Genomic DNA, 13,786 nt, shown 5'->3' on the forward strand with positions numbered 1-13,786 from the left:
GGATTTTATGATGGATACTGACCCCATATACCAGCCCGAAGCCCTGGCGATCGCATAACTAGCAACTTGGGTTATTAGTTTATCCTCTGATTCCCAATTCCCAATTCCCAATTCCCAATTCCCTAAAATAAACTCATCTGCCCATTATCATTATCTTGCTTTTTAGATTCCGCTTGCGCCTTTTTCTTACCTCCAGATTTACTTTTTTTGTTACCTTTATCATGTAAACCCTGTGCTACCTCTTCAGCATAGCGTTGGTGATTTAATTCTAATAATCTATCTAGCACTTCTCGCCGTGCAGTTTCGCTGATGGTGAAGCGTAAGCCTTGTTTAGTTTGGTGGAAACCATGAGATAATTCTAAATCTTGCCAACCGTAAGCAGCAGCTACAGCATTATCCATCTCTATGTGCAATTCGCGCAATTGTTGAATATCGGCGGCGGTTTCGTCGGGATTGTGGAAGCGGTTGTAGGTTTTGGTTAATCCTTCTTGGCGTGTTTGCATGATATTTTGACGATGGTTGTAGTAGCGATCGCCTATTTCTTCTAGGTTTGCGGTTGATATGGGGAAGGAGAAGGTTTCAAAGCAGTCTGAAGGGGTATACTGCATATCAGTTCTCAGACTCGAACTATATTCACGCGCCCAACATTCATGAATATTTGATTGAAGAATTGTTAAAGAGCAACCTGAAAACACTACTACCTTTTCGTTGTAAACCCATCCATTAGATACATAAGTTACTGAATGCATATTAGCAATTCTTGCTCTGATTAACACTTGTCTTATATTTGCGATCGCATTATAAAGTGCAGGACATCTTTCAGCATATTGCCACCATCTTTCACGTCTTTCTTTGCGATTGTTTTTATCTCTTTCCGGCTTAACCTTCTCTTCAAGAATGACTAAACAATCTGGATAGTTACTAGCATAAGGTTTACCTTTAGGATTTTCTTTATCATCATGTTCAGCACCCAAAGGATAATCCTTAAAATTTATCACCCAACGACTCGGTGATTGGTCAGGACGAGAATTCAAATCTTCACCATTTAAATAAGGAAATAGAACATCTTTATTTTTTTTGTCTTTTTCAATTAGTACTTGCGCTTCCTCTGGAGTCAACACAAAACCCATACCAAGCACAATCGAACCTTGAAAAGATTTACCTCGATTAGCTGCTAACTGGTAAAGTTTACCTACTGCTTTACCTGGCGTTTTCAGAAAATTCGTAATTCTTTCAACAGACTTTTCATCTAAAATAAAAGTACCTAACCAATTACCTTGTCGTAACCAAACATAAGCAACTTCTAAACTTGCAATACCTGGCCATTTTCTACTAGGTACTGCACGAGTAATTACACCACCATCAGCAACTAATTGGTCTAATCCTACTTCTCGCGTATCACCTTGTGCTATCGTATTCGTAGCAATTAATCCAAACCCACCATTTACATTTAATAACTGCTTGGCGCGTAAGAAAAAATAAGCACAAAGATCAGCACTACCGCGTTTATCATGAGCAATCCATTGAACTAAAAAATCTCGATAAGCTGTACCCAATGCACCTGTAATTTTTTGTCCACCCATAAACGGCGGATTTCCGACAATCGCATTAAATCCTAACTTTTGATTTTCGTTTGTAGTAAACATTTTACTGCTTTTCTTGCTACCCTTATCATTATTAAGCGATAAATCGCTCACTACAAACACCTCTGGAAATTCTAACTCCCAATGAAACGGACGCAACTTTTCAAAATCAGGTAAAGCCTTACCCATCCCATCAGGAATATCTGCACCATCCCGAAAAGTAGTTAACAAAGTCTTCCTTAAACCTTCCCTTTCCTTCTCCGACCAATCATTAAAATAACTCCCAACCAATAAATCGCAACCTCTGCGTAAATCAAAACTTCTCGCATTCGCTTGCGCTAACAAATACACCTTGCGATTTTGGTCTTCCCTTGTCAACACCGGAAGCGATGCAATCTCTCGCCGTAACTCAATCACCTTATCAACTTCCCGCCGAATCTCCTCAGCAAATAACTCCGGTGTGCCAGTTGTGTCTAAATTCCAATAACGCAACTGTTCCAAACTCACCCCAATCAGCGAATCCCCACACTTCAGGGCATGATCCACAAAGGTAAACGGACGATTCTTTTGCAACGTTATCAACCACAGCGATAACTTTGCCATTTCCACCGCCAAGCGGTTTTTATCCACCCCATACAAACACCTGTCCGCAATTATCCGCCGCGCCACCATCAACCGTTCATCCGCATCCTTGGGAATTACACACTCCTCTGGACGCGACTTAGATAAAGTTCCCTCCGGTGCTGTCACCACCTTCCCCGGATTCGCCTTTTCCGCATTTTCCCACGCTTCCACCAACCGTTCCGCCAAATAGCGACAAGTCTGCACCAAAAACGCCCCCGAACCCATCGCCATATCGCAGATTTTCAACTTTAATAATTCTGCTGCTGACTTGAGTTTCCACTGTTCCTTCGGCTTCCCCTCAGCCACACCCTCATACACCAACGGTTCCAAAGTGTACTGCACAATTTCTTCCGTCAAACTGCGCGGCGTGTAGTGTGTCCCCGTCTCCCGGCGATCGCTTCCCTGCGTCACATACACGCTTCCGGTGGGAATCACCACCGGATAACCTAAAGTATCTAATCTTACTAACCCAGCAAAAGGCAAGACGCGGTTAAATAATTCCCGGTCATTATTACACGCCGTCAACAAACGTTGTTCCTCATACGCCGTCAACTCTTGCTTTAAAGCCTTCTGCAAAGCAGACTGCGATCGCCCCGTTTCCCCTTTCAAAAACCTAACCAATCCCCCATTCCCCATTCCCAATTCCCCATCCCCAATTCCCTCCAACCTCTCCAAAGAAACTTCCGGTTCCTGATACCGCGTTCCTATCAACCCCAAAACAGGCGCAGTTGCCCTTACTGCTGTATGGTCGAGTAAACCTTCATAAACATGACCAATTTGTTCAATATCCAACGCCCGAAAGGATAGCCTACGTGGTTCTACAGTACCAGCCACCTTTACTTGTAATATTTGTAAAGCTTCTAGTAGGTGCAGCACAATCCGGTTATTCACTGGAATCGGGTCAGCAGAAATTTCTTCCCAGCGTGTCCCCGACATTCGACCTTCTAAAAATGGGAACCTGTCAGGGTCAAATAAACTACCACCATAGGCGGGAAGCTGCAAAGTATCATGCTGAACACCGCCATAAACTGCCCGAAATGTCGCCAACAGCCGACACCAAGCATCATAACGCCGTTCTAATACTTCCTCACCTTCTTTATCAGCCCGTTGCTGCAACTGTTCTCGCAGAGTGGAAACAGCATAATACTGGTCGTAAAGGGGATCGCCCAGTAGCAACAAACCCCGTTCTTCCGCCGAAAACAAAAACACCAGCCGCATCATCACCGTCAACGCAGCTTCGTAAAGGTCTGTTTCAGAAATACCTTGAAGGAGAGTGCGGTTTCTATCTTGGTCGATGTGGTCTAACGCCTCTACCAACACCTCCACCGCCTTGCGGACTTGATAGCCAAGTTGGTCGGTAACTTCTTGCTGTTCGGTAACACTTGCTTGCAGCAAAGCCTCCAAGCTTTCCGAGTCATCTACCCCAAAAAAGCGCTGTACACCCAGCAAACTCCGAAATGCCCGCAGTGTGATGTGTTCTTCCAGCCACAGCGCCCCATACCAGGAAATAAAACCAGTCGTTTCCCCGCGTGGGGCGTTTACCAGCAGCCAATGTTCTCCATTCGTCACCAATCCCAACCGCACATTACAAGCGTGCAGCAACTCCATCATCCGCGTCGCTGGACTTGCTTTCCAACGGCGGTCTTTGAGGGGTTTTTCTAAATTCTGCTCAGGCGATACAATTTGCACTAATAAGCGAGGTTTGTTCCCATCCGGTTCAACTACCACCCAGTCGGGACGCAAAGTTTCACCCTGTTCAGCAATTGTGGCAGCCAGCCCCGTGGGGATGCGCTGACCTGTTAATAAAACTTCATCCGGCAATTCTAAAGTCTGCCGCAGCACAAAATCTACCCACGCCCGATGAATTGCTGGTTCAGGTTTTGCCCCTAATTGATTATCTTGCCATTCTTCGTATGCTAATCTTAACAGCTTTAAGTGTTCTGGATCGTGGGCATCTAAGCCATTAGGAAATACTTTGAGGAGTACAGGTAGACTGAGAAAGGGGCCAGAAGCTTCAACTAGCGATAACCATTCGGCGTGGTGACGGGCTGTAGACATGGGAATTGGGAATGGGGAATGGGGGATTGGGGATTGGGGATTGGGGATTGGGAATTGGGTTAAGTTTTGAAAGTTAAAATTTAGCTAATAGAGATTTATTGTTTAGGTAAGAAAATAAAATAATTCAAAAAATTAACACACCAATCATTGAAACTTTCCCATAAGTCATCATCATCTTCTAAATACACAAGAATATAATTTGCTTTTGATATTTTTAATCTTTTTATCATTTCTTCTGGTGTGATAACTTCGTAGTCTTCCATACTAGCGCAACAAAAACAATCTCCCGGTTCAGGGATTTCAAAAGCTTCATTGCTAGCAGGTAAATCCACTCCCGGTTTTTCTACATTTCCTGGATAACCTCTATCTTCCCATTCTTGTGCTGTTGCAATTGATGATGAGAAAGTTACGTATCTGTATTGACAAGCTTCGTAAGCAACAGCCATTAAAGCTAAATCCCGATCTTCTGTTTCAACATAAACAGGAAGATAAGCTAAATTCTCATCTTCATCTGCTTTTAAAAAATCTTCATCGTCTTTATTCGTTTCTAAAAAATCTTCATTTTCAGGACTTACGCAGTTGGTGGAAGAGTTAGCCAAGGATCTGCTAAGTAGGAGCGCACAGCCTGACGAACAATGCTGACTGTAGACTCATACCAACTGATACCAGTATTAAACCAATGCATCTCCAAGCGCAAAAACGCTCGAAGAGCCAAGCCAATGTGATTGCGTTGAGCGCGAGCAGAACGCACTTGAGCTTTTTCAACCCCACAGCACTGCTTTAGACCTCGGTGGTATTCCTCGAGCGACCACTCAAACTCCGACCATTGCTGACGTTGCAGGGGACTCATCGTCAAATCATTGGTTGCCCAGTAGTCAATGTCACCGTCTGGGGCAACAATCTTGAATACTCGGATGAACCCATAACCTTTGAGATGAACCACTGTTCCAGAGTCAGCGATTGCTACCTCACCAATCGGTCGATTTCCTGTTCGGTCGGAATTTACCAACCGATTGCGTTTAAGTCGAGTCAGCCAGATCCAGCCATAGCTGGCAATCAACTTCAAATTGGTTAAGGCACTAAACCAACTATCAAAGGCCACGCACCTGGGGTTGAAGCCTCTCTCCTTTGCCGTTGTAAGCATTGCTCGAAAATGGTCATTTTTGGTCGCCCCGTCCACCACCTTCTCATAAAGTCGATAGTCGCAGGGGATGTGTTTATCCCCATCCGACCACAGTAGGCTTGTGAGATTGATGCCTTGAATGATCCGCTTATGCTTACCTGACCATTGCCGACTGACTAACTCCATCTGCTTGGCATACCACTTGTCGAGCATCGTATCGTCGATGACTAGAATTCCTTGCTCTAAACTGACATAGCTCTTTGCCTCAAGCCAAAGCTCATTCGGGTCTGGGTCAAGTCGATGGAGCAAACGGTTGATGGCATCGTGCGCCGCCCCCGCTCCTGTTGTTGGTTGAACACGTTCTGCTTCGCTACAGCTATATGCTTTTTGCGTCGCAATCAAGAAGTTGATGTATTCAATAGCGGTATATTTCGGTGGATTCATTCCCTCTTTCTACTACATTTGAAGTTCAACTGCGTAACTCCTGATTTTCTTCATCGTCTCCATTTTCATAATCATATTCATATTCGGAGTAAAATTCTTGTCCTGTCTTGTAAGGTACTAAAACAATAAGTCCATTTTTGCTCATGTTTTTATTCTTTTTAAGATTATGTCTTAGGAATTTGAGATGAACTATTAATAAATATTTATCTAGTTAAAAAAATCTCAGGGATATTCAATTAACAATGGCCCTTCAGGAATAAAGCGAGAATTATAACAAGACTTTTTACCTAAACCTTTCAAAAAGCCAATTTTTCTAGGAGAAGTTAATGGTTTCAAATCTTGCACTTCCCAAAAACTAGCCCAAGTCGGCTTATCAGTAGCAGTAGATGGCGGACGAAATTGAGCTTTACCTGGATATCTGCCATTGCGAGAATTGACATGACCAATGTATAAACCATGCCAAGATGCTTCTGAGTCTAAAGGTTGATCTGCATCTGAATGGGAAGCATAAATTAATACTTCCACACTTTTATCTCCCCGCAACTCATCAACTTTACGAAATAGCTCAAAATCCATACTTCCGAAAGCTGTTTTAACCGTTTCATCACTTAATTCATGCTCTAAGTTGGCTATTGTCTCCATCGCTGAAAGCAAGTGCATTTCTGGAACAGGTGCAAGAATTGCAAACGAATGTGTTTTAACCATATTTCCGCAAGTTAACTTTGTAATTATATTTACAGTTATACTCACCGTGCTAGCTTTTGGGGAATTAAGTAAGTAACCGCTAAGGGAAACAGTCGCGGTGTCGGATTTGCAAACCTAGCTTGAATTGCAGCCACTTCGCGCTCAATTTCTGCGGGAATTTGCTCTACTCTCACCTTAAGACTGTTGACATTGCGCTCGAATTGTTCCTTCTCTGCGGTATTAAACAATTCCAACTGCTTAAACTCAGGTTCATCCAGTTCATTGAGAATGCTTTGGCGCAATTCCGTTAAAACTGCTGTAATATCAGCCGCTTCTTTTTGAGCGCGATCGCCTAAGTCTCGTTGTAAACTTTTACTACGGTCTTGAAGCCGTGCCTCCAAAGCTTGCATCAAAGCTGATGCGTGACTATCCCATAACTGGGCTAATTTCTCTGTGAGATTTTCTGGTGCTAATTCTGGTAAAGCCACTGAAACAGCTTCTTGAATTTTCATCACACCCAAACGGCTAAATTTTCCTTCTTTAAGTAACCCACCCGCCATGATTACTTCCTCATGTAACCGTTGTTGGTCGCTTCCTAAAATCACCAATCGACCGTAAGCTATAACCGCAGGTGTATCCAAAACCGAATTAGGAACCAAACGCGCCGTCACCCGATGCAAAGCTTTTCTACCTTCCTTTGACCAAACTTCAGCGCGTAACAACCGCAAGCACATCTGCACTAAACGATGATTCAAGTGGGCTAAGACTACATCATCTCTACCATGCGCCAATTCCGGGTCAAAAACAATCGGACGAATTTCTTTGGTGTGGGGATGGGCTAAACCTTCGCTGCAAACTGCCCAACTGCTTTTTAATGGTGGTAGGTAAAACACCTTCTCAGCAACTCCCTCTACTTTCCCTGCAATCAAAAGTGGTTGTTGGGCTAATTCCAAACCAATTTTGACCACCGCCTCAATATTATCCGGTGTCAATCGCAAATGCTGGCGCGTCTCATTCAGCTGTTCTCGCAGCTTTTCAATTTGCTCCCGCACCTGGCGCTCAAATTTCAACATTCGCCGCACAACTTCAGACTCCCTCTCTGCGACTGAAGTATCCAAAACGCTGCGATACCCCATCATCGCTTCTTCCACCTGCGCCGCAATCACTGGCCCCACCTTACCCAAATCTTCGCGGATGTTGTTGATTTTCAACGCCGCCCGCATGAGAAATTCTAAATCGCCTTCTAACTCACCGGGACGTAGCCCAGTTGTATTATGTTGATAATCTTTGCCAACAAAGTGGTAAATCCTCACTAGGGAGGCTTTTTGCCCATGACGGTCAATTCTACCGTTACGCTGTTCCATCCGGTTCGGGTTCCAGGGAATTTCATAGTGGATAAGGCGCGAACAAAAATTCTGCAAATCCAAACCCTCACTCGCCGCATCCGTCGCCAGCAAAATCCGCACTGGGGATATATCAGGAGATGCTTGAAACGCCGCTTTTACCTGTTCTCGGTCTTCTGACTTCATCCCGCCGTAAAGTGTCATTAGGCGATCGCCTTCTACTAACCCCTCTGTGGCAAATAAGTTATATAACCATTTCTGGGTAGCTCGATACTCTGTAAAAATTATCACCCTTTCATTTGACCATTTACCATCCGGTTTAATGTGAGTATGAATCCAGTTAAGTAGTTCTTTGGCTTTGGCATCAGATACTCTCGATGTCGTCTCTGCCCATTCCCGCATCTGTCGCAGCAAAGCCTGTTCTTTTGTACTCAGTTCTCGAAATAACCTAGTTGTATTAGTAATTGCCTCATCTGTCGATTCTTCATAAACTTCATCATCTGCAAAATCTTCTTCAATTTGTGCCAATTGGCGGCGCAAAATACCTTCTGTCGGTCGAGATAAACTGCTATAAGTGCGGCGACGGGCATTTTTTAGCGATTCTTCATGCTGTGCCAAAGTAGTTGCAAACGCTTGAGGAGACGAAAATAACCGTTTTTTTAACAACTTGAGGACAAATTCAGTCGCATATTTTTCTGTATTATCTGCCACCCCTTTGCAGCGCAATTCAGTATATCTTTTTAGGTTGGTGTGTGCTTGTCGTTCTGCTTCAGGATAGTCTACAGGTATAGCTTCTAACTGGCGCTGTGGAAATAAGTCAGAACCATCCCAACCTTTCATTTCCGATTTGAGACGGCGAACCATGATTACTTGTAACTGCTTGCGATCGGGTGATACCCCCCGTGCAAACCGTTGGCTATCAAGTAATTCCAACAGGGCTGTAAAACTTTCGGGGTAACCGTTGTGTGGTGTCGCTGTCAAGAATAGTTTGTGTTCAAAATGCGGTACTAAAAGCCGAATAGCAGCAGTCCTCAAAGAATCAACAGCATAGTTTCCACCGCCAGAGGGAGCAACATTGTGTGCTTCATCCACAATCAGCAAATCAAACCGCCGGGGATACATCGGTTCCCCTTCACCTGGTAACATTTCTCGCAGAAGACGAAGAGGGCGATCGCGTTTGAGAAAATCTATTGAAGTAATCAACCTGGGGAAATGCTGCCAAGGGTTGACATGGATTCCCCGCTTCCGTCGTAGTTCCTTCATTAAGGTACTGTCCACGACGCGGAAATCTAAACCAAACTTATCGCGCATTTGGTCTCGCCACTGAATTTGCAGTGAAGATGGACAAACTATCAAGATGCGTCGGCAGCGATGACGGATAATTAATTCTTGGGCAACTAACCCCGCCTCAATGGTTTTACCTAATCCGACATCATCTGCAATCAGCAAATTAACGCGAGGCATTTGAATTGCTCGCACTACTGGATCAAGCTGATAATCTTCAATATCGATGCCACTGCGAAAGGGGGATTGTAAAGTGCGAATATCAGCTGTTGATGCTGCTCCCCAACGCACAGCATTGAGAAATGCATCTAACCTCGCGGGTGCGTCAAAGCCTGTAGGTTTGGGCAACTCCATCTTTTCATAAACTAATGCCCCAGGCTCTAATTCCCAAATTACTTGTAGTTCTTCACCCAAACCATCATCTTCAACAGAGGATAGACTGACCAAATGCTGTGTTTTCTCCACTGCACTCAACATTGGGTTGGTGGGTAAAGTCGTATTACGCACATCCGTGACGACGAATTGCCGGGAGCGAACGTTAACCAGTTGACCTTGTTCTGGGATAGCTCTGACTATAGCCATGATTTGGGGAATGGGGAATTATCAAAAACAGGTTTGTGTTGTTATTATTGTTACTTCTCTTTTCCTATACAGTCAAAATTCTCAGTGATGTGTTCTCAAGATAGTGGTGCAAAGCATCTGTCGTGAGAACACACTCAGTAACTCAAACTGTGAAATGTATGATAAATTCTTTATTTCATTGGAATTTTTGTAGTTTGCGTAGGCGCAGCGCCTACGCAAATGTTTTGCTTGAAAAATCAAGAATCAGGTAGTAAATTCCACCTTTGATTACGGTTATCACTACCAATCTAAGTATTTGAGGATAATTGACAATACACTATACTACATCAGCAATTGGCTGTAACATCTTCAGCAGTAAATTTTGACTGGGTTCTTGCGAACTCAGTATAGGTATAGTATCTAGCAATTATTTATTTCAAAAGTAAATAGCGGTAAATAGCGGCGATCGCGTAACTCAAGTACGGCTTATGGACACCGAAAAACTTAGAAAAATAGTTAGTCAACCACGCGAAACTGCCAAGCTTGATTTCAAAATTGAACTGTACAAAATTTATGAGCCAAAACCGACAGTTCCATCTGAAGTTCAGAAGTGGACTGATGCTAAAGAGCAGCAATGGGGAGAACTAGTTAAAGATGTACTATCATTAACTAACGGAAACGTTGGAACCGCAGGACAATATGGTTATCTGATAATCGGTGCTGATGATAAGTTAAAAGCAGATAACACTCCCAATCTTAAAGATGTTGCGGGTGAAACACCTACTCAAAAGCAGGTATTAGAAAAAGTCAACTCCTATTGTAATCCACCTCTCCCTGACTTGCACTGTGACACAATTGAGTTAGAGGGTAAGCAGCTCTTAGTTATATCAATTCCTCCTAGCCCCTATTTACATAGATTATCCAAACAACTAAAAACTCCAAAAAAAGAATTTTCACCGCATACTGCTTTGATTCGTTTAGGGAATGGAGAGCGAATTTATGAAGCTTCTCGTGAGGAACAAGATGCAATTGAAAAAGAGAAACAAGCCTTCAATCTTACCCAACCAGAAACAAAGCTTGATAAAAACATTCATTCCGGTATTAGTGTGACTGAGTTTGGAGGTTTTGGACGTAATCCAGAACTCGAACAATTGAGGCAATCACTTCAGCAATATCAGAGAAGTATTGACTGTGAGCTAGCTTATTGTTGCCCTTACAGACCAGAGGATTTGGACAGAGGGGCGCTAGAAGCTTTTCGTCAATTTGACACAGATGATGCCATTTCTGAACTAAGTGACGAAGAATTACTGTACAATGCAGGTGCTTTGGATAAAGATGATTCAGGTAGGTACTACTTTACCAAAGTAGGTTATCTTTTTTTTGTGACTAATCCGCAAAGAATCCTTTCTTTCTCATACATTAGACTGCTACGTTTCGCAACCAATTTTGGTGATGAGCGAGGATTACCAACATTTGAGCGTAACTTTACTGGTTCAATTACTAAACAGATTCGAGATATTCGTACCTTTTTTCAAGAGTCTGGTTTTTTCAAAACTTATTCTAGACGTAATCCATCTGGTGGATTTATAGACGAGCCAGAATATCCACAAATTGCGGTTGATGAGGCGATTGTTAATGCTGTTGCCCATCGAGATTATGAAATTACTGTACCAATTGAATGTGAATACTATAAAGATGCGTTTGTTGTTCGTAATGGGGGCAGAATTATTCAGAGAGATGGTGATGTCCCCGAACATTTTTCGCTTGATAATACTGTCTTAGTTTCAACACCACGTAATCCTAAATTAATTGAATGGCTCAAACAAATGAAAGACCAGCGTGGTAAGGCTTTTGTTCGAGCATTAAGTGAAGGGACTAAGCGAATGTACAAGGAGATGGTTCAGTTAGAACTACCAGCTCCAGATTACAGGGTGACTGCTATACAAACTCAAGTGACACTGTTTAGCAGAGCAGTCGAACGAGAGGCCGCTCTCCAGGCAGATGCAGTCGTGAAGGTGACAGAATTTGCCAATTTATTTTTGTTAAACTTTGAGCTTACAGAGCAGAAAAAGTCTAATAACGAATATTTAAGACAGTTGGAACGAAGCATAATGTCCTCATTTAAAGATGCTTTAGTTGGTCATGGATGGTACATAGATAGTTTTAAATTTGGTAGATTAACGATTCATCGCCAAAAATCTCATCTCCCCTTACCTAATGAAGTAAATAAATTTGTAAGATTCTACCCTGCCTATGAATTTCAATTGCGACGCTACTGGGGTAAATATTATTTATGTATTGATTACACGTTACAAGTTAAGAATATCAGTTCAGTTGCAGCTTTATTAAATTTATTAAAACCAAGTGATTTAGTTGATAAGGTTGCGATAGCCCAGTGGAATGGATGGCATATGGGGCGGATTACCTCTGTAGATTCCGAATGGAGCCGCGTGTATCTTTTTGATTTCGATAAAGAAGAGCAAATTGCTAGTACAAAAATTATTCCTAACCTTCCTAGAAACTTAATTCAGCAAATTCTGCGTGTTCGTAAAATTTATTTTGACTTGCCTCAAGCTATTAAGAAATATAGCCTATCACTTGAACCGAATGCTGCACGCATTCGGGCTGAAAAAACTCAAGCTGTAGCTGAAGAACTTCTACAAACTGTCTTTCCACTGTTGGTGGATGGAGTAAAAGTAGGATTTCAAGCAATTCCAACTCCTTTGTCTGATCAGGGTAAATTTGGAACGGGACTTATATTTAGAACATTACCAGAACCTAGTGTGGAGTTTAATCAGGGACGAGCATCTACGGATATTCGTGATGGTATCACCAGATTTGGAGCATTTGACTACTCACCAAAAACTATTGAATTGGTACCTGTTTGCATATCTGATTTGCGTGCAAATATGGTCAGCTTGATTGATCGCTTAAAGATTGGTAAATATAAATATCGCGGTTCTGAGCGTACATTTAGTACTCGTTTTACTTATAACTCAATTATTACTATACCAACAATTGAACTGGCACTTGGTGAGTGTCAGCGATTGCTAAAAGAACATCCAGACTGGGTTGGTAACGAACAGCTTAATCGACTGTTTTTAGTCCATACTCCAGAGGATGGTTACGCATCCGATGATGAAACGTCGCCATATTACCAAATTAAACGGTTTTTACTAGAAAATGGCATTCCTTGCCAAATGGTTGATACACCTACCTTAAAGAATCCAGATTGGAAAGACTTAAACTTAGCCTTAAATATCATAGCTAAATGTGGCGTTACGCCTTGGGTTTTGCCTGATGCCCTTCCCGATGCCGATTTTTTTGTTGGTCTTTCTTATACACAAAGTAAACGGCAAGGATCGCAACGTTTAATGGGTTATGCTAATGTCTTTAATAATTACGGCAGATGGGAATTTTATTCTGGAAATACAGAAACATTTACTTACGATGAACGGACTAAATACTTTGAAACTTTAATTAAGCGCACTTTGGAGCGTCTTAATCTTCAAGAAACTCCGCATATTTATTTTCATTACTCAGCTAAGTTTTCACGAGAAGACCGTAAAGCGATTTTAAAAGCAGCACGTAGCATTCGTCCCAAAGGAACCTATTCGTTTATCTGGATTAATACGCATCACAATGTTCGTCTTTATGACAGCCGTGTAGAAACTGATGGCAGTTTAAGTCGTGGTAGCTATTTAATTACGTCTCCTAATCAAATCTATCTTTCGACAACAGGGTATAACTTGTACCGTAAAGTACTAGGTACACCGCAGGTACTTGAAATTAATGCTTGGATAGAACATCCAGACAAGGCCCCAAATTCACCACCCGATCTGAAAGCACTAGCGGTGCAAATTCTCAGTTTAACTAAACTTAATTTAGCATCAACCGACTCATTATGTGGAGAACCAATCACAATTAAATATGCAGGTAATATTGCTTACTTAACAGATGCTTTTCTCCGCCATAATTCTGTATTTAGACTGCATCAAATCTTAGAAACAACACCCTGGTTTTTGTAAAATAGTGAGCATGGCTAACTCGATCTAACACTTACAAAAGTAAATTTATAACAG

Annotated in this window: 6 protein-coding genes; 1 reads left to right on the plus strand and 5 read right to left on the minus strand. The window is 42.4% G+C overall.

Going from position 1 to position 13,786, the window contains the following annotated elements:
• Positions 1-122: 122 nt before the first annotated feature.
• The 5 genes from V7L29_RS18275 to drmD all read right to left on the minus strand — a co-directional run bounded on the left by V7L29_RS18275 (position 123) and on the right by drmD (position 9,725).
• Entirely contained in the window at positions 123-4,265 is a 4,143-nt protein-coding gene (locus V7L29_RS18275; RefSeq protein ID WP_334736380.1) for an Eco57I restriction-modification methylase domain-containing protein, read from the minus strand.
• Between the two features lie 95 nt (positions 4,266-4,360).
• Positions 4,361-4,864: a hypothetical protein gene (locus tag V7L29_RS18280; protein ID WP_334736381.1), complete on the minus strand. Its 504-nt coding sequence runs from the start codon at positions 4,862-4,864 to the stop codon at positions 4,361-4,363.
• Positions 4,837-5,832, minus strand: a complete 996-nt coding sequence (locus tag V7L29_RS18285) for an IS701 family transposase (RefSeq protein ID WP_334736382.1) — start codon at positions 5,830-5,832, stop codon at positions 4,837-4,839. The genes V7L29_RS18280 and V7L29_RS18285 overlap by 28 nt, the downstream gene beginning before the upstream one ends.
• 222 nt (positions 5,833-6,054) lie before the next feature.
• A complete protein-coding gene (locus V7L29_RS18290; RefSeq protein WP_334736383.1) occupies positions 6,055-6,537 on the minus strand; it encodes a hypothetical protein in 483 nt (160 codons plus the stop codon).
• Positions 6,538-6,578: 41 nt separating this feature from the next.
• Positions 6,579-9,725 (minus strand): DISARM system SNF2-like helicase DrmD, encoded by a 3,147-nt coding sequence (gene drmD, locus V7L29_RS18295; protein ID WP_334736384.1) that lies wholly within the window; start codon positions 9,723-9,725, stop codon positions 6,579-6,581.
• Positions 9,726-10,192: 467 nt separating this feature from the next.
• Here drmD and V7L29_RS18300 point away from each other — a divergent pair, with 467 nt between their 5' ends.
• Positions 10,193-13,732 carry an RNA-binding domain-containing protein gene (locus V7L29_RS18300; RefSeq protein WP_334736385.1) on the plus strand — a complete coding sequence of 1,180 codons (3,540 nt, stop codon included), beginning with the start codon at positions 10,193-10,195 and terminating at the stop codon, positions 13,730-13,732.
• The last annotated feature ends 54 nt before the right edge of the window (positions 13,733-13,786 follow it).

The organism is Nostoc sp., from assembly GCF_036916575.1.
GTDB lineage: Bacteria > Cyanobacteriota > Cyanobacteriia > Cyanobacteriales > Nostocaceae > Nostoc.

Excerpts from the sequence above, each read along its gene's own strand:
- V7L29_RS18275 (WP_334736380.1), bottom strand. The coding sequence starts at position 4,265 with ATGTCTACAGCCCGTCACCACGCCGAATGGTTATCGCTAGTTGAAGCT.
- V7L29_RS18285 (WP_334736382.1), bottom strand. The coding sequence starts at position 5,832 with ATGAATCCACCGAAATATACCGCTATTGAATACATCAACTTCTTGATT.
- V7L29_RS18290 (WP_334736383.1), bottom strand. The coding sequence starts at position 6,537 with ATGGTTAAAACACATTCGTTTGCAATTCTTGCACCTGTTCCAGAAATG.
- drmD (WP_334736384.1), bottom strand. The coding sequence starts at position 9,725 with ATGGCTATAGTCAGAGCTATCCCAGAACAAGGTCAACTGGTTAACGTT.
- V7L29_RS18300 (WP_334736385.1), top strand. The coding sequence starts at position 10,193 with ATGGACACCGAAAAACTTAGAAAAATAGTTAGTCAACCACGCGAAACT.